The organism is Streptomyces sp. NPDC058697, from assembly GCF_042715345.1.
Classification (GTDB): domain Bacteria; phylum Actinomycetota; class Actinomycetes; order Streptomycetales; family Streptomycetaceae; genus Streptomyces; species Streptomyces liliifuscus.
On record NZ_JBHXSU010000012.1, the window covers coordinates 161,705 to 182,353 of the forward strand.

General features: G+C 70.4%; 18 protein-coding genes. 9 read left to right on the forward strand and 9 right to left on the reverse strand.

Annotation, left to right across the window (positions count from 1 at the left end; genetic code table 11):
• Nucleotides 1–29: 29 nt before the first annotated feature.
• Entirely contained in the window at nt 30–641 is a 612-nt protein-coding gene (locus ACFWXQ_RS27070) for a TetR/AcrR family transcriptional regulator (RefSeq protein WP_383939359.1), read from the reverse strand.
• Nucleotides 642–781: 140 nt separating this feature from the next.
• Entirely contained in the window at nt 782–1,567 is a 786-nt protein-coding gene (locus ACFWXQ_RS27075; protein WP_383939361.1) for an SDR family oxidoreductase, read from the reverse strand.
• A gap of 48 nt (nt 1,568–1,615) precedes the next feature.
• Between ACFWXQ_RS27075 and ACFWXQ_RS27080 the strand changes: the two genes are divergently transcribed.
• On the forward strand, nt 1,616–2,773 hold the full coding sequence (locus tag ACFWXQ_RS27080; protein ID WP_383939363.1) for an acyl-CoA dehydrogenase family protein: 1,158 nt from the start codon (nt 1,616–1,618) through the stop codon (nt 2,771–2,773).
• Nucleotides 2,773–3,771, forward strand: a complete 999-nt coding sequence (locus ACFWXQ_RS27085) for an acyl-CoA dehydrogenase family protein (RefSeq protein WP_383939367.1) — start codon at nt 2,773–2,775, stop codon at nt 3,769–3,771. Before ACFWXQ_RS27080 ends, ACFWXQ_RS27085 begins: the two co-directional genes overlap by 1 nt.
• A gap of 25 nt (nt 3,772–3,796) precedes the next feature.
• On the opposite strand, the gene ACFWXQ_RS27090 is transcribed toward ACFWXQ_RS27085, so the two are convergent.
• From ACFWXQ_RS27090 to ACFWXQ_RS27105, 4 genes are all read right to left on the reverse strand, one after another.
• The gene (locus ACFWXQ_RS27090) at nt 3,797–5,428 is read right to left on the reverse strand and encodes a cytochrome bc complex cytochrome b subunit (protein WP_383939370.1); all 1,632 of its coding nucleotides are present in this window, start codon (nt 5,426–5,428) and stop codon (nt 3,797–3,799) included.
• A gap of 234 nt (nt 5,429–5,662) precedes the next feature.
• A complete protein-coding gene (locus ACFWXQ_RS27095) occupies nt 5,663–6,385 on the reverse strand; it encodes a VWA domain-containing protein (protein ID WP_143637719.1) in 723 nt (240 codons plus the stop codon).
• Nucleotides 6,386–6,421: 36 nt separating this feature from the next.
• Nucleotides 6,422–7,525 (reverse strand): hypothetical protein, encoded by a 1,104-nt coding sequence (locus tag ACFWXQ_RS27100; RefSeq protein WP_383950836.1) that lies wholly within the window; start codon nt 7,523–7,525, stop codon nt 6,422–6,424.
• Between the two features lie 18 nt (nt 7,526–7,543).
• Complete coding sequence (locus ACFWXQ_RS27105; protein ID WP_383950834.1) at nt 7,544–7,762, reverse strand: hypothetical protein; 219 nt, start codon at nt 7,760–7,762, stop codon at nt 7,544–7,546.
• Between the two features lie 75 nt (nt 7,763–7,837).
• Here ACFWXQ_RS27105 and ACFWXQ_RS27110 point away from each other — a divergent pair, with 75 nt between their 5' ends.
• The 5 genes from ACFWXQ_RS27110 to ACFWXQ_RS27130 all read left to right on the forward strand — a co-directional run bounded on the left by ACFWXQ_RS27110 (nt 7,838) and on the right by ACFWXQ_RS27130 (nt 10,793).
• On the forward strand, nt 7,838–8,677 hold the full coding sequence (locus ACFWXQ_RS27110; RefSeq protein ID WP_383950831.1) for a chitosanase: 840 nt from the start codon (nt 7,838–7,840) through the stop codon (nt 8,675–8,677).
• 113 nt (nt 8,678–8,790) lie between these two features.
• The gene (gene legP / locus ACFWXQ_RS27115) at nt 8,791–9,879 is read left to right on the forward strand and encodes a Dot/Icm T4SS effector Zinc-dependent metalloprotease LegP (protein WP_383950829.1); all 1,089 of its coding nucleotides are present in this window, start codon (nt 8,791–8,793) and stop codon (nt 9,877–9,879) included.
• A gap of 14 nt (nt 9,880–9,893) precedes the next feature.
• Nucleotides 9,894–10,166 carry a hypothetical protein gene (locus ACFWXQ_RS27120; protein ID WP_383950827.1) on the forward strand — a complete coding sequence of 91 codons (273 nt, stop codon included), beginning with the start codon at nt 9,894–9,896 and terminating at the stop codon, nt 10,164–10,166.
• Nucleotides 10,163–10,423 (forward strand): hypothetical protein, encoded by a 261-nt coding sequence (locus ACFWXQ_RS27125; RefSeq protein ID WP_383950824.1) that lies wholly within the window; start codon nt 10,163–10,165, stop codon nt 10,421–10,423. Before ACFWXQ_RS27120 ends, ACFWXQ_RS27125 begins: the two co-directional genes overlap by 4 nt.
• 19 nt (nt 10,424–10,442) lie before the next feature.
• Complete coding sequence (locus ACFWXQ_RS27130; RefSeq protein ID WP_383950821.1) at nt 10,443–10,793, forward strand: YbaY family lipoprotein; 351 nt, start codon at nt 10,443–10,445, stop codon at nt 10,791–10,793.
• 118 nt (nt 10,794–10,911) lie between these two features.
• Here the strand turns inward: ACFWXQ_RS27130 and ACFWXQ_RS27135 are convergent, their stop codons facing one another.
• The 3 genes from ACFWXQ_RS27135 to ACFWXQ_RS27145 all read right to left on the reverse strand — a co-directional run bounded on the left by ACFWXQ_RS27135 (nt 10,912) and on the right by ACFWXQ_RS27145 (nt 18,062).
• Complete coding sequence (locus ACFWXQ_RS27135) at nt 10,912–12,372, reverse strand: glutamate synthase subunit beta (protein WP_383950818.1); 1,461 nt, start codon at nt 12,370–12,372, stop codon at nt 10,912–10,914.
• A complete protein-coding gene (gene gltB / locus ACFWXQ_RS27140; RefSeq protein ID WP_383950815.1) occupies nt 12,365–16,957 on the reverse strand; it encodes a glutamate synthase large subunit in 4,593 nt (1,530 codons plus the stop codon). Before gltB ends, ACFWXQ_RS27135 begins: the two co-directional genes overlap by 8 nt.
• 373 nt (nt 16,958–17,330) lie before the next feature.
• Nucleotides 17,331–18,062 (reverse strand): VIT1/CCC1 transporter family protein, encoded by a 732-nt coding sequence (locus ACFWXQ_RS27145; protein WP_383950812.1) that lies wholly within the window; start codon nt 18,060–18,062, stop codon nt 17,331–17,333.
• 272 nt (nt 18,063–18,334) lie between these two features.
• Here ACFWXQ_RS27145 and ACFWXQ_RS27150 point away from each other — a divergent pair, with 272 nt between their 5' ends.
• Together ACFWXQ_RS27150 and ACFWXQ_RS27155 are read left to right on the forward strand one after the other, a co-directional pair.
• Nucleotides 18,335–19,348, forward strand: a complete 1,014-nt coding sequence (locus ACFWXQ_RS27150) for an ADP-ribosylglycohydrolase family protein (protein WP_383950810.1) — start codon at nt 18,335–18,337, stop codon at nt 19,346–19,348.
• Complete coding sequence (locus tag ACFWXQ_RS27155) at nt 19,345–20,649, forward strand: ADP-ribosylglycohydrolase family protein (RefSeq protein ID WP_383950807.1); 1,305 nt, start codon at nt 19,345–19,347, stop codon at nt 20,647–20,649. The genes ACFWXQ_RS27150 and ACFWXQ_RS27155 overlap by 4 nt, the downstream gene beginning before the upstream one ends.

Here is a 20,649-nt window from a genome sequence, read left to right on the forward strand (position 1 = left end):
GGTTCAGTGGGTTGAGCAGGTCCAGCGGGCTACGTCCGTACGGCGATTCCGTCGAGGACCATCGACAGGTACTGCCGGGCGATCTCCTCCGGGCTGTGCTGTCCGCCGGGCCGGTACCAGGACGCGGCGACCCACACCGTGTCGCGCACGAACCGGTAGGTGAGCCGGATGTCGAGGTCGTCCCGGAAGACCTCGCCGGCCACGCCCCGCTCCAGCGTGGACAGCCACGTCTTCTCGAACTTGCGCTGCGACTCGGCGAGGAACGCGAACCGCTCCTGCGCGACGAGGTGCCTGGACTCCCGCTGGTAGATCGCGACGGCCGCGCGATGCCGGTCGATCTCCCGGAAGGACTCGGTGACCAGGGCCTCCAGCGTCTCGCGCGGGCCCAGCTCGGCCTCCAGGACGGTGTCGTACCCGTCCCACAGCTCGTCCATGAAGGTCCGCAGGATCTCCTCCAGCATCGATTCCTTGGAGTCGAAGTGGTAGTAGAGGCTGCCCGCGAGCATGCCCGCGTGGTCCGCGATCCTGCGGACGGTGGTGGCGTTGTAGCCCTGCTCGGCGAAGACCTCGGCGGCGGTGTCGAGGAGCTCGCGACGGCGGTCGAGCGCGGCGGTCACCTGGGGCTTCTTCTTGGTAGGCACGGTTCCATTGTGGTCCGCGGGGCGTGGGCAACGGCCGCGCCCCTCAGGGGGCGCGGGGAACTGCGCGACAAGCCACGACGGCCCCGCAGACGAATCACCACACCGCCACCTCACTCAACCCACCCAACCCAGCGGAGCGCTCACGCATGCTGGCTGCTGACGGAGACCGCTTCGCCGGTCATGTACGAGGAGTAGCCGGACGCCAGGAACACGATCACGTTGGCCACCTCCCACGGTTCGGCGTACCGCCCGAAGGCCTCGCGGGCCGTCAGTTCCTCCAGCAGCTCGGGGGTCGTCACCTTCACCAGGTGCGGGTGCATGGCGAGGCTCGGCGAGACGGCGTTGACCCGCACACCGAACGCGGCGGCTTCAAGGGCCGCACACCGGGTCAGCGCCATGACCCCCGCCTTCGCCGCCGCGTAGTGCGCCTGCCCCGCCTGGGCGCGCCAGCCGACGACCGAGGCGTTGTTGACGATCACACCGCCGTCCGCCTGCGCCTTCAGCAGCCGCAAGGCCGCTCGCGTACACCGGAAGGTGCCGTTCAGCGTCACGTCGAGCACCTTCGACCACTGCTCGTCGCTCATGTCGACGAGGTCCGAAGTCCCGCCGAGACCGGCGTTGTTGACGACGATGTCGAGCCGCCCGTGCTGCCCCACGGCCGCGTCGAAGAGCGTCTGCACCTGGGCCTCGTCGGTCACGTCGCACGCGTGCGCCGAGACGCCCTCGAACTCGCCGGCCAGCTCGGCCTCGTACTCCTTGAGCCGTCGCGCGTGCGCGTCGCTGATCAGCACGCGCGCGCCCTCCTCCAGGAAGCGGCGCGCGGTGGCCCCGCCGATGCCCGCGCCCGCGGCGGCGGTCACCACAGCGGTGCGCCCCTTCAGCAGCCCGTGCCCGGGCACATATGCCGGACTCTCGACGCCTGTCATGACGCCACGCTAACCTACCAAACACTTGTTAGGGAAGGATCGCCGCTGATGGACCTCGACTTCACGGCCGACCAGGACGCCTTCCGCGCCGAGGCGCGCGCCTGGCTGCACGCGCACGTCCCGTCGCCGCCGCTGCCCTCCCTGGAGACCGAGGAGGGCTTCACGGCCCACCGCGTCTGGGAGGCCGAACTCGCCGCGGACCGCTGGTCGGTGGTGTCCTGGCCGGCCGCGTACGGCGGACGGGACGCGGGGCTCCTGCGGTGGCTGGTCTTCGAGGAGGAGTACTACGCGGCGGGCGCGCCGGGCCGGGTCGGCCAGAACGGCATCAACCTCCTCGCGCCGACCCTCTTCGACCACGGCACCGAGGAGCAGCGGGCCCGGATCCTGCCGCCGATGGCCTCCGGCGAGGTCGTCTGGGCGCAGGCCTGGTCCGAGCCCGAGGCCGGGTCCGACCTCGCCTCCCTCAGGTCCCGGGCGGTGCGTACGGACGGCGGCTGGCTGTTGAGCGGGCAGAAGACGTGGTCGTCGCGGGCCGCGTTCGCCGACCGCGCGTTCGGCCTGTTCCGCAGCGAGCCGGACACCCCGAAGCCCCACCAGGGCCTCACCTACCTGATGTTCGGCCTGCGCGCGCCGGGCGTGACCGTCCGCCCGATCGGCCGCCTGGACGGGAAGCCGGCCTTCGCCGAACTCTTCCTGGACGACGTGTTCGTACCGGACGAGGACGTGATCGGCGAGCCGGGCCAGGGCTGGCGGGTCGCCATGTCGACAGCGGGCAACGAACGCGGTCTGACCCTCCGCTCCCCCGGCCGCTTCCTGGCCTCGGCCGACCGCCTGGCCGCGCTCTGGCGGGCGCGCGGCCGGGACCCGTTCACCCGCGACCGGGTGGCCGACGCGGTGATCGGCGCCCGCGCCTACCAGCTCTTCACCTACGCGGGCGCCTCCCGCTTCCTCGACGGCGAGCCCATCGGCCCGGAGTCCAGCCTGAACAAGGTCTTCTGGTCCGAGTACGACATCGCGCTGCACGAGACGGCACTCGATCTCCTGGGCGGGGACGGGGAGTTGGCGGCGACCGCTGACGACGAGGACAGCGGGTGGGCCGAGGGATACGTCTTCTCCCTCGCCGGTCCCATCTACGCGGGCACGAACGAGATCCAGCGCGACATCATCGCCGAACGCCTCCTGGGCCTGCCGAAGGGACGCCGCTGATGCGTTTCCTCCTGGACGACGAACAGCGCGCCTTCGCCCACTCCCTGGACGCCCTGCTGACGGCGGCGGACACCCCGTCGGTCGTACGGTCGTGGGGCGCCGGTGACCATACGGCCGGGCGGGCCCTGTGGACCCGTATCGCCGACGCGGGAGTGTTCGCGCTGGCGGTCCCCGAGGCGTACGAGGGGGTCGGGCCGCTCCCCGTCGAACTGGCCGTCGCCTTCGTGGAGTTGGGGCGGCACGCGGTACCGGGCCCGCTCGTGGAGACGGTGGCGGCGGCCGCACTGCTGACGGAACCGGGCCTGGCGAAGAGGTTCCTGCCGGGCCTGGCATCCGGGGAGACGATCGCGACGATGGCCCTGAACGGCTCGTACGCGCTGGACGGAGACGCGGCCACCATCCACCTCACGGTCGAGAGCGGCGAGGACGGCGAGCGTGGTGAAGGCGGTGCAGGCGGCGAGTTGAGGCTGGCCCAGGGATACGGGCCCGGGCCGGTCCGTACGTCCATGGATCCGGCACGGCGACTCACCCGGCTGGAGGAGGTGGGCGGTGAACTCCTCGCGACCGGCCCCCAGGTCACCGCGGCCGCCGCCCACGCCCTGACCTGGGCCCGGCTCGCGACCGCCGCGCAGGCGCTCGGTGTGGGACTGACCCTGCTCGACAGAACCGTGGCGTACGTCAAGCAGCGCAGCCAGTTCGGCGTCCCCATAGGCTCGTTCCAGGCGGTCAAGCACCGACTGGCGGACGCCAAGGTCGCGTTGGAGTTCGCGCGCCCGCTCCTCTTCGGTGCGGCCCTGACCATGGAGCCCGCCGACGTGGCCGCCGCCAAGGTCACGGCCTGCGAGGCGGCGTACGCGACCGCCCGTACCGCCCTGCAGCTGCACGGTGCGATCGGCTACACGGCGGAGTACGACCTGTCGCTGTGGCTGACCAAGGCCCGCGCGCTGCGCACGGCCTGGGGCACGCCCGGGGAGTGCCGGGAACTGGTCCTCAAATAGCTGGACCCTGCGAGGAGCCGCGCGCTCAGTGGTGGTGGTCGTCGCTGCTCGTGAGTTCGCGGTACTCCTCGACGGTCGGCTTGGGGATCTGCGCGTTCTGCCCGTACATGGCCCGGGCCAGCCGGGCCCGCAGCCGCTGGGACGGCTTGACCTTGCGCTCGACGCCGTTCGCGTCGACGAGCGGGCCCACGTCGTAGGGCGGGTCCTGCTCGTGCTGGGTGAGGGTGAACAACTGGGCCGGGGTGAGGGGTTCGTGCACCTCGACGAACTCGCCGTGCGGCAGCCGCTTGATGACGCCGGACTCCCTGCCGTGCAGCACCTTGTCGCGGTCGCTGCGCTGGAGCCCCATGCAGAAGCGTCTGGTGATGACGAAGGCGATGACCGGCACCACGAAGAAGGCGATCCGTACGAACCAGGTGATCGAGTTGATCGACAGATGCAGATGCGTGGCCACGATGTCGTTGCCGCCGCCGATCAGCAGTACGCCGTACAGACTCAGCCAGGCCACGCCGAGCCCCGTGCGCGTGGGGACGTTGCGGGGCCGGTCCAGGATGTGGTGCTCGCGTTTGTCCCCGGTGATCCACGCCTCGATGAACGGGTAGACGCCGATCGCCACCATGATCAGCGGGAAGAGGGAGAAGGGGATGAAGACGCCCAGGTTCAGGGTGTGGCCCCAGGCGTTGATCTCCCATCCCGGCATCACCCGGATCAGTCCCTCGGAGAAGCCGAGATACCAGTCGGGCTGGGCGCCGGTGGTGACCAGATCGGAACGATAGGGCCCGAAGGCCCACACGGGGTTGATCGTCGCGATGGCGCCCATCATCGAGAGCACGCCGAAGACCAGGAAGAAGAAGCCGCCGGCCTTGGCCATGTAGACCGGCATGAACGGCATGCCGGTCACGGACTTCTGGTCGCGGCCGGGCCCGGGGTACTGGGTGTGCTTGTGGTAGAAGACCAGGATCAGATGGGCGACGACCAGGCCGAGCATGATCCCGGGCAGCAGGAGGACATGGATCGGGTACAGCCTGGAGATGATGTCGTGTCCCGGGAACTCCCCTCCGAAGAGGAAGAACGCGAGATACGTGCCCACGATCGGCACGGACAGGATCGCGCCCTGGGCGAAGCGGAGGCCGGTGCCGGAGAGCAGGTCGTCGGGGAGCGAGTAGCCGGTCAGGCCGGTGATGATGCCGAGGAACAGCAGGGTCCAGCCGAACAGCCAGTTCAGCTCGCGCGGCTTGCGGAAGGCGCCCGTGAAGAACACGCGCATCATGTGCACGAGCATTCCGGCGACGAACACGATCGCGGCCCAGTGGTGGATCTGCCGGATCAGCAGTCCGCCGCGCACGTCGAAGCTGATGTCGAGCGTGGACTCGTACGCCCTGGTCATGATGATGCCGTTGAGGGGTTCGTACGAGCCGTTGTAGACGACTTCGGCGGCGCTGGGCTCGAAGAAGAGGGTGAGGTAGACGCCGGTGAGGATCAGGATGAGGAAGCTGTAGAGGCAGACCTCGCCCAGCATGAAGGACCAGTGGTCCGGGAACACCTTGCGCATCTGGGTCTTGGCCAGGGAGTAGACACCGAGCCGTCCGTCGGCCCAGTCGGCCACCTTCTCGCCCTTGCCCGTCTGTGCCGCTCGCCCATTGCTCCGCGCGTCCATTCCTGGCCCTCCCCATAGGCTCAGTTCAGAGTGTCACGGGGGTCTGCGAAGCCAAAGGGGTTGCGGGGTTCCCGATTCGACTGCGGCCCGGTGGGGGCTGGTCGCGCAGTTCCCCGCGCCCCCAACAAGGACGTGGCTGGGGCCGTGTGTCGACCGCGCCCCGTCAGGGGCGCGGGGAACTGCGCGACCAGCCCCCACCGGCCCGCAGCCAACCCACCGGCTCAGACACCCGTGTCACTCGACGATCCCCGCCGCCCGCGCAGCCGACAGCCACCGGGGGAACTCGCCCAGCAACCGGTCGTACAGCTCACCGTCGGAGACACCCCGGCGGGGATCCGAACCGGCGTGGAAGAACCCGGCGTTGTCGACGACCCGCTTGCCCGGAACGGCCAGGTCGTCGAGCCGGCGCAGGAAGTCGAACTGCTTGCTGGACGGGTCCCCGAAGCCGATGAACTGCCAGAACAGGGGCAGTTTCGCGGCCTTGCACAGGTACCGCTCCGCGGCGAGCTTGTTGATCGGGCCGCCGTCGGTCTGGAAGACGACGAGGGCCGGGTCCTTGGAGCCACTGTCGAGGTAGTGGTCGATGACGGCGTCCATCGCCAGGTGGTAGCTCGTCTTCCCCATGTGCCCGAGCCCGGCGACGATCCGCTCCACACGCCCCGCGTGACTGTCGAGCGCGATGTCGGTCACGGCGTCGACGTCCGTGGAGAAGAAGACGACAGGCACGGTCCCGTCGTCGTCGAAGTGCGCGCTCAGGCCGAGGACCCGGTCGGCGAGCGCCTGCACGCTGCCGTCGGCGTAGTACGGCTTCATCGACCCCGAGTAGTCGACGACGAGATAGACGGCGGCCCGCTGCCCGCTCAGGCCGTGCTTGGTGAGGGAGACCCCCGCGCTCTTGTAGAGGCTGACCAGCGCGGGTGCGGTCTCCTCCACCTTGGTGAGGCTGATCCCGGCCATGCGGGCTCCTTCCGGCCATGATCCGACCGGGTGAGCCTAACCGGCCGCCCGCTCCCGGAACGCCGGCAGTTCGAAGAGCCGCCGCCTGGCCCCGTCCCCCATCAACTCGACCAGCGGAAACACCAGTTCCCACAGATCCTCCTTCTCGACGCCGACGGCCAGCGCGTCGAGATCGGGATCGGAGAGTGCCCCCGCAACCTTGGCGACGGTCCGCCTGGCGGTCGGCGGCAGCGCCGCCACCATCGGGAGGAACTCCGCCCACAGCCCGGTCGCCACCACCCCGCGGACGAGCCCGTCGAGCACCGCACGGTCCCGCAGCGCGGGCAGCGCGGCGACGGCCCGCAGCTCGTCCTCGTCGAGCGCGGCCACGATCGGCAGGAGCGACTCCCACAGGTCCTGCTCGGCGGTGGTGCGGACGAGCGAGTCGAGCCGGGCCTCGGGCTGGGCGGCGGTGAGGGAGGCGATCCTGGCCCGCTGTTCACCGGAGGCCATGCTCGCGACGGCCATGGCCTCGGGCCACAGCCCGCCGTCGGCGGCGGACGCGATGACCGACGACACCCGCTCCTCGCCGAGCAGCTCGACGATGTGGCCGAGCCGTTCCGGGTGGTCGATGACGAAGCCGGTGAGCAGCAGGGTCGTGTCGTCGAGCCGCGGCAGGATCCGCAGCAGAGCGGAGTCCCGCAGATGCCCGACGAACCGGCCCATCGTGAGGTGGTCGCGGCGGTCGGCGAGGACGAGGGCGATCCGTACGACGATGTCGTCGTCGAGTCTGCCCATGATCCCGGCGATCCGGCGTGGGTCGACGTGGTGGCAGCAGCGGGCCGTGAACTCGGGCGGGAGCCGCTCGATGATGTCGGCGGCGCGGCCCGGTTCGAGGCGTCCGGCGAGGGCGGCGGCCAGCCGCGGTCCGAGTGCCTTCTGCGAGATGCCCGCGGCGATGCCCGCCGGCAGCAGCTTCGTCTTCGCGGCGATGCGGTCGAGGATCCGGGGTGCGTCGTCGAAGAGCGCGGCCACGGATCTCTCGCGGAAGGCGCGCACGTCCTCGACGGGCAGTTCTTCGAGGAACGCCAGCTGCCGTGGTTCGACGTCCAGCAGGCGGGCGAGCTTGAGGATCTCGGCCCTGCTGCGCAGTGTGTCCATGCGGGAGGGGTCTCCTGGCTAACGGAAGAGCATCCGGCGGAGGGGTTCCCTGGTCAGGGCCGGTACGAGGGTCAGGGCGTCCTCGACGGCCTCGTTCAGCCCGGATGCCCGGCGCTCCCGTGCCCGGCGCAGTGCCTGTGTGAGGGTCCGGGTCTGTGCGTCGTCCAGCGTTCCGAAACTCTCCGGCGGTGGAGCGCCCAACTCCGCCCGCAGCAGCGCCAGTTCCTCCGCGCTCACAGGTCCTCCCCCGATGCTCACTGGTTTCTCCACCCGATGCGGCACGGCACTCCGGGCCGATCGTACTCTTTGCCCATGAAACGCGCTGGCCGTCTGATGTTCGTCGCCGTCCCTCTCGTAGCGGTGACGGTGTACGTCGCCGTGCCCGGTCAGAAGGGCGACGACGGGCCCTCCGACAGCCGGAGCTCCTCCTCCCCGTCGGCCTCCTCCGGGTCGGCGGCCGGTCTGGACTCCCCGAAGGTGAAGGAGCTGGCCCAGCGGATCGTGTCGAGCGCCGAGAACTCCAGCCTCGACTGGCGTGCCCAGTACGACTACATCGAGGACATAGGCGACGGCCGGGGCTACACCGCAGGGATCATCGGCTTCACCACCGGTACGCACGACCTGCTCACGCTGGTCGAGCTGTACACCGAGTCCCATCCGGACAACGCCCTGGAGCGGTATCTCCCGGCGCTTCGCTCGGTCGACGGTTCGGACTCCCACGAGGGCCTGGACCCCGGTTTCACGGCCGCCTGGAAGGAGGAGGCTCAGAAGGACGCCTTCAAGCGCGTCCAGGACTCCCAGCGCGACCGCGTCTACTTCGACCCGGCGGTCCGCCTCGCCAAGCGTGACGGCCTGGGCGCCCTGGGCCAGTTCATCTACTACGACGCCATGGTCATGCACGGTCCCGGCGACCCCGGCTTCCACGGCATCCGCGAGCGCGCCATGGCCGAGGCCGACACCCCCGCGGAGGGCGGCGACGAGCAGAGCTACCTCGACATCTTCCTGGACACCCGCCGCGCGACCATGAAGTCCGAGAAACGCGACACGACCCGCGTGGACACGGCTCAGCGGAGGTTCCTGTACGACGGGAACCTGGACCTCCGCACCCCGCTGGAGTGGAAGGTGTACGGCGTGACGTACCGCGTGCCGTAGCCCTTCCATACGAGGCAATAGCCGCTTACGCCCGCCATTGACGCAAAGGCCCGCCTCGTCGACGTTGAGCACCTCACGACCACTGGGGGAACAACGTCAGTAAGGGGGAACGCATGGCAGCCGATACGACCGCGCCGGCCGCCGGTTCGGGGTTCGGCCCGTACCAGGTCGGCCCGGAGGTGCAGGCGGGTCTGGTACAGCTGGCGGGCAAGGGGCCGAAGGCCGTCCAGTACACCGAGGTCGACGGACGGCCCGTCTTCGAGGGCGACATCATCCTCGACCTCATCGAGTCGAAGCAGGTCAGTGCCGCCGAGGCGGTGGCGCTGGAGCAGAACGGGGTCATCATCCCCGGCCAGCAGTTCCGCTGGGCGAACGGCCTCGTGCCGTACGAGATCGACGCGGCGCTGCCCGACCAGGCCCGGGTGACGGGGGCCATCGACCACTGGCAGCGCAACACCCGCATCCGCTTCGTACGGCGCACCGCCGCCAACCAGGCGCAGTACCCGGACTTCATCACCTTCCGCTCCGGCTCCGGCTGCAGTTCGTCCGTGGGCAGGCGGGGGAACGTCCAGCAGATCACGCTGGGCGCGGGCTGTGAACTGGGCGCCGCGATCCACGAGATCGGGCACGCCGTCGGGCTGTGGCACGAGCAGAGCCGGGAGGACCGGGACACCTTCGTCACCATCAACTGGCAGAACATCGAGCAGGGCATGGCCCACAACTTCAACCAGCACATCACCGACGGCGACGACGTCGGCGCGTACGACTACCACTCGATCATGCACTACCCGCGCTGGGCGTTCTCCAACAACAACCAGGACACCATCGTGCCCCGGCAGACCGTCGAGATCGGCCAGCGGACCGGGCTGAGCCCGGGGGACTGTCTGGCCGTGCGGACGATGTACGCGAGCCTGGAGCCGACGGCGCGGTTCTCCGGTACGCAGTTCACCGGGCGGGTCGCGGCCGGGCAGGTCGGCCGGTGGTTCACGCACAGCTGGCCGTCGCACTGGTACATCGTCTGGACCGTCGTGCCGACCGCGCCCGTGGTGGACGGGGACGCGCAGATCGAGAGCTTCGTCCAGGTGACCCGGCAGTCCGGCGGGCTGCTCAAGTACTTCCTGAACATCCGCAATCTGACCGGCGGGCCGGTCGACATCCAGGCCCGCTACGACGTGCTCGGCTGGGGCGCCAACGCCACCTGACAGGGGGAGATCACGTGCAACCGACAGGAATTCAGGCCCTGCCCGAGGCCTGGGCCGACGCGATCGACGCGGGGCCCGCGCCGGATCCGAGCGGCGCGGCCACCACACCGGCGGGACTGGCCGTCGCCGGGACGGGCAGCGGCATCGGCGGCCCCTCGTTCGCGGGCGCCGGATACGCGCCGCTGGGCGCGGCGGAGAACGGCGGAGCCGTGGGGAACCTCCCCGCGGCCGAGGGTCTCAAGGACGGCGGGGCCGCACCCGAGGCCCCGGAAGGGGGAGAGTCGTGATTCTGGGAGTGCAGTTCCGCGGCCAGGTTCCGGCGAACACGAGCCGCCGGTGGTTCACGCACAGCTGGCCGGAGGCGTGGCGGGTCGACTGGACGGTCGTACCGACCTGGCCCATGGTGGACGGCAACGCGCAGGTCGAGTGGAAGGTGCAGGTCGACCGGCAGGCGTCCAACCTGATCAAGTACTTCATCGAGATCCGTAACCTGACGGGCGGGCCGGTCGACGTCGAGGCCCGGTACGCGGTGCTCAACTCCTGAGCGGCGGAAGGGGCCGAGGGTGACGACGGTCAGCGGGCAGGTGCTGGTCACGCCCGGTCTCGGCCCCTTCCGGGACGCGGTGCTGAGGGTGCGTGTCCTGGACGTCACGCTCGCGGACGCGCCCTCGCACGAGCTCGCCGCGACGGCGGTGGAGCACTTCACGTACGACGGGAAGGGCACGGTGAGCGTGCCCTTCCGGCTGTCGGCACAGTGGGGACCGGGGCGGCGGGTCGTCGTCGACGCGCATCTCGACCGGTCCGGGAGCGGCGCGGTGGACACCGGCGACGCGCTGGCCGTGGAGTCGTTGCCGGTGCCTCGCGAGGAGGCACCGGTGACCGTCCGGCTCCGGGCCGTCGGCCCGCCCGCCTGAGCCCGCGAAGGCGCCCCGGGACACGCCGCGGCGCCCGCCGGTGTCCGGTCGGGGACGGGGGCGAGCGCCGTGGTTTGTTCCGTACGCCTTTGTACGGGACGTCTGTTGAGGTGGAGCGTCAGACCATGAGGGAGCGGTCCGTGGGGCGGATCGGGGCGGGCAGTTCGCTCTCCCCGGTCAGGAAGCGGTCGACGCCGCGGGCGGCCGAGCGGCCCTCCGCGATGGCCCACACGATGAGGGACTGACCGCGGCCGGCGTCACCGGCGACGTACACGCCGGGGACGTTGGTCGCGAAGTCGGCGTCGCGGGCGACGTTGCCGCGCTCGTCGAGGTCGAGGCCGAACTGGGAGACCAGGCCGTTCTCCTGGTCGGTGCCCGTGAAGCCCATGGCGAGGGTGACGAGCTGGGCGGGGATCTTGCGCTCGGTGCCCGGCTTCTGCGTCAGCTTGCCGTCGATGAACTCGACCTCCACGAGGTGCAGCCACTGGACGTTGCCGTCCTCGTCGCCCTCGAAGTGGGTGGTGGAGACGGAGTAGACCCGCTCGCCGCCCTCCTCGTGCGCAGAGGTGACCTTGTAGAGCATGGGGAACGTCGGCCAGGGCTGGTGCGGAGCACGGTCCTCGCCCGGCTGGGGCATGATCTCCAGCTGTGTGACGGAGGCCGCGCCCTGTCGGTGGGCGGTGCCCACGCAGTCCGCGCCCGTGTCGCCGCCGCCGATGACGACGACGTGCTTGCCCTCGGCGGTGATCGGGGGCGCCACGTAGTCGCCCTCCTGCACCTTGTTGGCGAGCGGCAGGTACTCCATGGCGAAGTGGATGCCGTTCAGCTCGCGCCCGGGGGCCGGCAGGTCGCGGGAGACGGTCGCGCCGGCCGCGATGACCACGGCGTCGTACCGCTTGCGCAGGTCCGTCGCCTTGAGGTCGCGGCCGATCTCGATGCCGGTACGGAAGCGGGTGCCCTCCGCGCGCATCTGCTCGATGCGGCGGTTGATGTGCCGCTTCTCCATCTTGAACTCGGGGATGCCGTAGCGCAGGAGGCCGCCGACACGGTCCGCGCGCTCGTAGACCGCGACGGTGTGGCCGGCCCGGGTGAGCTGCTGGGCTGCGGCGAGGCCGGCCGGGCCGGAGCCGATGACCGCGACCGTCTTGCCGGAGAGCCGCTCGGGGGCCTGGGGTGCGACGTCGCCGCTGTCCCACGCCTTGTCGATGATCGAGACCTCGACGTTCTTGATGGTCACGGCGGGCTGGTTGATGGCGAGGACACACGCCGACTCGCACGGGGCGGGGCACAGCCGGCCCGTGAACTCCGGGAAGTTGTTGGTGGCGTGCAGGCGCTCGGAGGCGGCGGACCAGTCCTCGCGGTACGCGTAGTCGTTCCACTCGGGGATGAGGTTCCCGAGCGGACAGCCGTTGTGGCAGAACGGGATGCCACAGTCCATGCAGCGCGAGGCCTGCTCGGAGATGATGGGGAGCAGCGAGCCCGGAACGTAGACCTCGTTCCAGTCCTTGAGACGCACGTCCACCGGACGGGTCCTGGCGACCTCGCGGCCGTGGTTGAGAAAGCCCTTGGGATCAGCCATTGGTCGCCGCCTCCATCATCTTCTCGGTGATCTCGGTCTCGGTGAGACCGTCTCGCTCGGCGGCGTCCTTGGCGGCGAGCACTGCCTTGTACGTGCTGGGGATGATCTTGCTGAAGCGGTCCACCGACACGGCCCACTCGGCGAGGAGCTTCTCGGCGACCGTGGAGCCGGTCTCCTCGGCGTGGCGGCGCACGACGTCGTGCAGCCACTGCTTGTCGGTGTCATCGAGTTCCTCGACCGCGCCGAGGTTGCCGACGTTGACGTTGTCGCGGTTCAGGTCGATGACGTACGCGATGCCGCCCGACATACCGGCCGCGAAGTTGCGGCCCGTCTCGCCGAGCACGACCGCGTGACCGCCGGTCATGTACTCGCAGCCGTGGTCGCCCACGCCCTCGGAGACGACCGTGGCACCGGAGTTGCGGACACAGAACCGCTCGCCCGTACGACCGCGCAGGAACAGCTCGCCGCCGGTCGCGCCGTACGCGATGGTGTTGCCCGCGATCGTCGAGAACTCGGCGAGGTGGTCGGCGCCCCGGTCGGGACGGACGATCACCCGGCCGCCGGAGAGGCCCTTGCCGACGTAGTCGTTGGCGTCGCCCTCCAGGCGCAGCGTCACACCGCGCGGCAGGAAGGCGCCGAAGGACTGGCCGGCCGACCCGGTGAAGGTGATGTCGATGGTGTCGTCGGGCAGGCCCGCGCCGCCGAACTTCTTCGTCACCTCGTGGCCGAGCATGGTGCCGACCGTGCGGTTGATGTTGCGGATCGCGACCTGGGCGCGCACCGGCTGGGCACCGGTCGCGGAGTCCGCGGCCAGCGCGTCGGCGGCGAGCTTGATCAGCTCGTTGTCGAGCGCCTTCTCCAGGCCGTGGTCCTGCTCGATGACCTGGTGCAGCGGGGTGCCCTCGGGCAGCTCCGGCACGTAGAACAGCGGGGACAGGTCCAGGCCCTGCGCCTTCCAGTGGGTGACCGCGCGCTCCACGTCGAGGTTCTCGGCGTGGCCGACGGCCTCCTGGATGGTGCGGAAGCCCAGCTCGGCGAGGATCTCGCGGACCTCCTCGGCGATGAACTCGAAGAAGTTCACGACGTACTCGGCCTTGCCGGTGTACCGGTCGCGCAGGGTCGGGTTCTGGGTGGCGATGCCGACCGGGCAGGTGTCCAGGTGGCAGACGCGCATCATGACGCAGCCGGAGACGACGAGCGGCGCGGTCGCGAAACCGAACTCCTCGGCGCCGAGCATCGCGGCGATGACGACGTCACGGCCGGTCTTCAGCTGGCCGTCGGTCTGTACGACGATGCGGTCGCGCAGACCGTTGAGCAGCAGCGTCTGCTGGGTCTCGGCGAGGCCGAGCTCCCAGGGGCCGCCCGCGTGCTTCAGCGAGGTGAGCGGGGAGGCGCCCGTGCCGCCGTCGTGGCCGGAGATGAGGACGACGTCCGCGTGCGCCTTCGAGACACCCGCGGCGACCGTGCCGACGCCGACCTCGGAGACCAGCTTGACGTGGATCCGCGCCTGCGGGTTCGCGTTCTTCAGGTCGTGGATCAGCTGGGCGAGGTCTTCGATGGAGTAGATGTCGTGGTGCGGCGGCGGGGAGATCAGACCGACACCCGGGGTGGAGTGACGCGTCTTGGCGACCCACGGGTAGACCTTGTGGCCGGGCAGCTGGCCGCCCTCACCGGGCTTGGCGCCCTGGGCCATCTTGATCTGGATGTCGTCCGCGTTGACCAGGTACTCGGAGGTCACGCCGAACCGGCCGGAGGCGACCTGCTTGATGCTGGACCGGCGCGCCGGGTCGTACAGCCGGTCCGCGTCCTCGCCGCCCTCACCGGTGTTGGACTTGCCGCCCAGCTGGTTCATGGCGATGGCGAGCGTCTCGTGGGCTTCCTTGGAGATGGAGCCGTAGGACATGGCGCCGGTGGAGAAGCGCTTGACGATCTCGCTCGCCGGCTCGACCTCGTCGATGGAGATCGGCTCGCGGCCGGACTTGAAGCCGAACAGGCCGCGGAGCGTCATCAGCCGCTCGGACTGCTCGTTCACGCGGTCCGTGTACTTCTTGAAGATGTCGTACCGGCGGGTGCGCGTGGAGTGCTGGAGGCGGAAGACCGTCTCCGGGTCGAACAGGTGCGGCTCGCCCTCGCGGCGCCACTGGTACTCGCCGCCTATGTCGAGGGCGCGGTGCGCGGGCGCGATGCCGCTGGCCGGGTACGCCTTCGCGTGGCGGGCGGCGACCTCCTTGGCGATGACGTCGATGCCGACGCCGCCGATCTTGGTGGCCGTGCCGATGAAGTACTTCTGGACGAAGGCCGTGTCGAGACCGACGGCCTCGAAGACCTGGGCGCCGCGGTAGGAGGCGACGGTCGAGATGCCCATCTTGGACATGACCTTGAGGACGCCCTTGCCGAGCGCGTAGATCAGGTTGCGGATGGCCTGCTCGGACTCCATGCCGGGGAGGAACGTGCCCGCCCGGACGAGGTCCTCGACGGACTCCATCGCGAGGTACGGGTTGACGGCCGCGGCGCCGAAGCCGATGAGGAGGGCCACGTGGTGGACCTCGCGGACGTCGCCGGCCTCGACCAGCAGGCCCACCTGGGTGCGCTGCTTGGTGCGGATGAGGTGGTGGTGGACGGCCGCGGTGAGCAGCAGCGAGGGGATCGGCGCGTGCTCGGCGTCGGAGTGCCGGTCCGAGAGGACGATCAGCCGGGCGCCGTTCTCTATGGCGGCGTCGGCCTCGGTGCAGATCTCCTCGATGCGGGCGGCGAGGGAGTCGCCGCCGCCGGAGACGCGGTACAGGCCGGAGAGCGTCGCGGCCTTCATGCCCGGCATGTCGCCGTCGGCGTTGATGTGGATGAGCTTGGCCAGCTCGTCGTTGTCGATCACCGGGAAGGGCAGGGTGACGCTGCGACAGGACGCGGCGGTCGGCTCCAGGAGGTTGCCGGCGGGGCCGAGGGAGGAGCGCAGGGAGGTGACGAGCTCCTCGCGGATGGCGTCCAGCGGCGGGTTGGTGACCTGCGCGAACAGCTGGGTGAAGTAGTCGAAGAGCAGCCGCGGGCGCTCGGACAGGGCCGCGATCGGCGAGTCCGTGCCCATGGAGCCGAGGGGCTCGCCGCCGGACTTGGCCATCGGCGCGAGGATGACGCGCAGCTCTTCCTCGGTGTAGCCGAAGGTCTGCTGGCGACGGGTGACCGAGGCGTGCGTGTGCACGATGTGCTCGCGCTCGGGCAGGTCGGAGAGCTCGATCTCGCCGGCCTCCAGCCACTCCGCGTACGGGTTCTCGGCGGCGAGGCCGGCCTTGATCTCGTCGTCCTCGATGATGCGGTGCTCGACGGTGTCGACGAGGAACATGCGGCCGGGCTGCAGGCGGCCCTTGCGGACGACCTTTGCGGGGTCGATGTCGAGGACGCCGACCTCGGAGCCGAGGACGACGAGGCCGTCGTCGGTGACCCAGTAGCGGCCGGGGCGCAGACCGTTGCGGTCGAGTACGGCGCCGACCTGCTTGCCGTCGGTGAAGGTGACACAGGCCGGGCCGTCCCAGGGCTCCATCATCGTGGAGTGGAACTGGTAGAAGGCGCGGCGGGCCGGGTCCATGGAGTCGTGGTTCTCCCACGCCTCCGGGATCATCATCAGCACGGAGTGCGGGAGGGAACGGCCGCCCAGGTGCAGGAGTTCGAGCACCTCGTCGAAGGACGCGGAGTCGGAGGCGTCGGGCGTGCAGATCGGGAAGACGCGGTCGAGGCCCTTGTCACCGAACAGGTCGGAGACGAGCTGGGACTCGCGGGCCACCATCCAGTTGCGGTTGCCCTTGACCGTGTTGATCTCGCCGTTGTGCGCGACGAAGCGGTACGGGTGGGCGAGCGGCCAGCTCGGGAAGGTGTTCGTGGAGAACCGGGAGTGCACGAGCGCGATCGCGGAGGCGAAGCGGCGGTCGGACAGGTCCGGGAAGAAGGGCTCCAGCTGGCCGGTGGTCAGCATGCCCTTGTAGACGATGGTCCGGGCGGAGAGCGACGGGAAGTACACGTCGGCCTCACGCTCGGCGCGCTTGCGCAGCACGAACGCCCTGCGGTCGAGATCGATGCCCTGGCTGGAACCTTCCGTCACGAAGAGCTGACGGAAGAGGGGCATCGTCGAGCGGGCGGTGGCGCCGAGGAGTTCGGGGGCGGTCGGGACCTCGCGCCAGCCGAGGACCGTCAGACCCTCTTCGGCGGCGATCGTCTCAATCCGTGAGACGGCCTCGGCGGCGGTGTCCTCCGGAAGGAAGGCGATACCGACCGCGTAAGAGCCCGCCTCGGGCAGTTCGAATCCGGCCACCTCGCGGAAGAAGGTGTCGGGCACCTGGGAGAGGATCCCGGCCCCGTCGCCGGAGTCGGGCTCCGAGCCGGTCGCGCCGCGGTGCTCCAGATTGCGGAGCACGGTCAGCGCCTGCTCGACCAGCGCATGGCTCGCCTCACCGGTGAGGGTGGCCACAAAGCCGACGCCACAGGCGTCGTGCTCGTTGCGCGGGTCGTACATCCCCTGCGCGGCAGGGCGAGCATCCATGAAGGACCAGTTCTGGCCATTCGCGGAGTGCTGGGACGGCTGGCGCGGCGTACGCATCGGCTCTCCCGTCGTCGTCGTGGCATATGCAAGTGCCGAGGGACGACGTTGGCCCTCTGCGAAAGGTGCAAAATTTCGTGCAGGTTACATGATGGAGCCGTTCTCGGGAACCGGATACGGCGTTCCAACATGCGGACGCCGCGGGTCGCGGCGGAGGCCGCTCGTGGCGGCTGAACAAGGGGACCTTTTCGGACAGATCAATGACCGTCGGCCCGATCGCGGCAGGCAACGTCGCCCAACGCTTCAAATGCTGTGCAGGCGTCATTGCCCGCAGCGCTTACGGCTCATGCCCAGTGGTTAAGGATTCGAAACCGCCGAGTAACGACTACTTATGCAGTCCCTTGCATAGCTGCTCGACTCGGCGGCGCGCCGGTCATCCTACGGCCGTACCGAACACACTGCCCAGGGCGTACGTCACACCGGCCGCGGCACCGCCCAGCGCGAGCTGCCGCAGTCCGCTGTACCACCAGGACTTAGCGGTCACCCTGGCCACGATCGCACCGCAAGCGAAGAGCCCGAGGAACGCGAGCAGCAGAGCGGGCCACAGAGCGGTCGCGCCCAGCAGATAGGGAAGTACGGGGAGCAGGGCGCCCAGGGCGAACGAGCCGAAGCTCGACACGGCGGCGACGGTCGGCGAAGGCAGGTCACCGGGATCGATGCCCAGCTCCTCGCGGGCGTGTATCTCCAGGGCCTGCTCGGGATCCTTCGACAACTGCCGGGCGACCTCACGGGCGAGACCGGGCTCGACGCCCCGCGCCTGGTACAGCTCGGCGAGCTCACGCTCCTCGTCCTTCGGGTACTTCCTCAACTCCCGCCGCTCGACGTCGAGTTCGGCCTCGACGAGTTCGCGCTGCGAGGCTACGGAGGTGTACTCGCCGGCCGCCATGGAGAAGGCGCCGGCCGCCAGCCCCGCGAGCCCCGTGATCACGATCGTCCGATGGGACACGGCACCGCCCGCCACACCCGTCATCAACGCCAGGTTGGAGACCAGACCGTCCATCGCGCCGAAGACGGCGGGGCGCAGCCAGCCGCCGCTGACGTCCCGGTGGGTGTGGTTGTCGCGGTGCGCCTCGTGAAGCGCCGCCTCGGTCTCGATGATGGCCATGCCCGGGTCTCCCGAAGTGTTGCTGGAACTGAAACTTAGACTGTTTCCACTCTTGGACAACACCCAAGCTACGCCTGAAATTTCACCCCTACCAGCAAGGAAGGCCGTACTTACCTGGGCTTTCACCACCTTCGCTCATCCGTAGAGACCTGCGCACAGATGTCGACCGGGTGACGCTGAGCCGCGCGAGGCTCCGCCGAACCACTTGGTGGGGACAGATCCGCAAAGGGTCCCTCGGACCTTCCGGGACCCCGCGATGGAGAGGCACCGTCATGGCTTCTATTGCCTGCGTTCCCTCGGTCCCGGCCCCCGGGGACGCCGCCGGTCTCCGCGATCGGGCGCGCGGCGCGCTGCTGGGACTCGCCGTCGGGGACGCGCTGGGGGCGCCCGCCGAGAACATGAAGCCGTCCGAGATCCGCGCACGCTGGGGCCGCATCACGGGATACGTGACCGACACCCCGGCCGGCACGGACGACACGGAGTACGCGATCTTCTCCGGGCTGCTCCTGGCCCGGCACGGTTCGGCGCTCACGCCCCGGCATGTGGAAGCGGCCTGGCACCACTGGATCGCCGACCTGGACGAGGGTCCGTTCCGGGGCGCCGGTTTCAGCGAGCGGGGCACGCTGGAGAACCTGCGGCGGGGCCTGGCCGCCCCGATCTCCGCCCAGCACCGGCACGCCTGGAGCGACGGCCTCGCCATGCGCGCGGCCCCCTTCGGCGTCTTCGCGGCGGGCCGCCCCGCGGAGGCAGCCCGCCTGGTGGCCATCGACGGTTCGGTGAGCCACGACGGCGAGGGCATCTACGGCGGCCAGGCGGTAGCGGCGGGCGTGGCCGCCGCGATGGCGGGCGCCCCGACGATGGTGGTGGTCGCCTCGGCCCTGGCGGTGATCCCCGACGACTCCTGGACGGCCCGTTCCCTGCGCCGCGCCGTCGCCTGCGCCCACCGCGGCGAACGCGCCGTCCGCTCCGCCGTCGTCATCGGCGGCTACCCCTGGACCGACCTCGCCCCCGAGGCCGTCGCCCTGGCCTTCGGCGCGTACGCGGCGGCCGACGGCGACTTCACGGAAGCGGTCCTGACCGCGGTGAACATGGGCCGCGACGCCGACACCACGGCAGCGGTGGCGGGCGCCCTGGCCGGCGCGACGAAGGGCGCCTCGTCGATCCCTCCCACCTGGTCAGCGGCGATCGGCCCGGCAAAAGGCAGCTGCCTCCCATCCATGCAGGGCCACCACATCCTGGACGTGGCGGACCTCCTGACCCCGGACGAGGACGAGGTACCGCAATGAAACCGGAACTGATCAATGGCTCTGGTGCAGGCGCCCCCTCAGGGGCGCCTGCACCGGGGGCGCGGGGAACTGCGCGCTCAACCCCCACGGCCCCGCACATCACACTCGGAACCCCCGCCCCATCAGGGGCGCGGGGAACTGCGCGACAAGCCACAACGCACCCGCACATCGCCCACCACCCGAACGCGCCACGGCGAATCGAAGGCCTCCTACTGGGCCTAGCCGCAGGCGACGCCGCAGGCTGGCCCGCCGCCAGGCACAGAGCCGCCCGCATGCCCGAGTGGACCAGACGCCTCACCCGAGAACTGGACACCTTCGCCGAACAGAACGCCACCACCACCCTCCCCGTCCCCATCGCCCTGAACCAACCCCCGGAACCACTGAGACTCGGCCCCTCGGACGACGCCGAGTGGGCGGCATTCGCAGCAGAGGCGGTCCTACGCGCCACCGACCCCGGCGCACTCGGCGACCTGAGCCGAGAACGCCGCATGCGCGCGGCCATCGACCTCTCCTGGAACGCCATCGCCAGCGAGGTCGCCGCCGCAGCCGACCGCGCCCCCGAGGTCGAGTCGGCCGTACTCCCCCTGCGCGCCCGCATCTCCGTACGAGCCGGGCTCGGCAACCTCGCCACCGGCCTGCGCCCGCCCGCCACCGGCCACGACAACCCCCACTACTTCGACGACGCGGCCTGCGTACGGGCCTGCGTGCTGGCCGTGGCCCACGCCGGAGATCCCCAACTTGCCGCGGAACTGGCCGAGTTCGACGCCCGCTACACCCAGGACGGCGACGGCGTGCACGGCGCCCGTGCGATGGCGGCGGCGCTGGCGCTCGCCCTGGCCGGCGAAGACGCCGACACCTGCGTGGCTGCCGCGCTCGCCGAACTCCCGGAGTCCACGGAGATCGGCCGCAACGCCCGCCACGCGCTGACGCTCGCCCGCGAGGCCGACAGCGCCTTCAGTCTCGTACCGCTCCTGGAGCACCAGATCGTCGACCACGTCTACAGCTACGGCATCGCCGCCGCCGAGACCGTCCCGGTGGCCCTCGCACTCGCCACCGCCTCGCACGGCCGGATCGCCGAGGCGGTACCCGCGGCCGCGTGTCTGTCCAGGGTCGCGGACTCGGCCCCCGCTCTCGTCGGCGCGCTGACCGGCGCGATCGGCGGCGGCACGGCGATCCCTGACTCCTGGCGCGACGCGTGCCGCACGCTCTCGGGCTGCGCGCTGCCCCGGCTGACCGGCACGGACCTGGTGGAACTCGCCGAACTGCTGGCAGCCACGGAACTGGCCCTCTCAGGTGGATGA

What these genes read in the sequence shown, in the direction of transcription:
- ACFWXQ_RS27075 (WP_383939361.1), bottom strand. Translation starts at nt 1,567, where the DNA reads ATGACAGGCGTCGAGAGTCCGGCATATGTGCCCGGGCACGGGCTGCTG.
- ACFWXQ_RS27080 (WP_383939363.1), top strand. Translation starts at nt 1,616, where the DNA reads ATGGACCTCGACTTCACGGCCGACCAGGACGCCTTCCGCGCCGAGGCG.
- ACFWXQ_RS27085 (WP_383939367.1), top strand. Translation starts at nt 2,773, where the DNA reads ATGCGTTTCCTCCTGGACGACGAACAGCGCGCCTTCGCCCACTCCCTG.
- ACFWXQ_RS27090 (WP_383939370.1), bottom strand. Translation starts at nt 5,428, where the DNA reads ATGGACGCGCGGAGCAATGGGCGAGCGGCACAGACGGGCAAGGGCGAG.
- ACFWXQ_RS27095 (WP_143637719.1), bottom strand. Translation starts at nt 6,385, where the DNA reads ATGGCCGGGATCAGCCTCACCAAGGTGGAGGAGACCGCACCCGCGCTG.
- ACFWXQ_RS27100 (WP_383950836.1), bottom strand. Translation starts at nt 7,525, where the DNA reads ATGGACACACTGCGCAGCAGGGCCGAGATCCTCAAGCTCGCCCGCCTG.
- ACFWXQ_RS27110 (WP_383950831.1), top strand. Translation starts at nt 7,838, where the DNA reads ATGAAACGCGCTGGCCGTCTGATGTTCGTCGCCGTCCCTCTCGTAGCG.
- legP (WP_383950829.1), top strand. Translation starts at nt 8,791, where the DNA reads ATGGCAGCCGATACGACCGCGCCGGCCGCCGGTTCGGGGTTCGGCCCG.
- ACFWXQ_RS27135 (WP_383950818.1), bottom strand. Translation starts at nt 12,372, where the DNA reads ATGGCTGATCCCAAGGGCTTTCTCAACCACGGCCGCGAGGTCGCCAGG.
- gltB (WP_383950815.1), bottom strand. Translation starts at nt 16,957, where the DNA reads ATGCGTACGCCGCGCCAGCCGTCCCAGCACTCCGCGAATGGCCAGAAC.
- ACFWXQ_RS27145 (WP_383950812.1), bottom strand. Translation starts at nt 18,062, where the DNA reads ATGGCCATCATCGAGACCGAGGCGGCGCTTCACGAGGCGCACCGCGAC.
- ACFWXQ_RS27150 (WP_383950810.1), top strand. Translation starts at nt 18,335, where the DNA reads ATGGCTTCTATTGCCTGCGTTCCCTCGGTCCCGGCCCCCGGGGACGCC.
- ACFWXQ_RS27155 (WP_383950807.1), top strand. Translation starts at nt 19,345, where the DNA reads ATGAAACCGGAACTGATCAATGGCTCTGGTGCAGGCGCCCCCTCAGGG.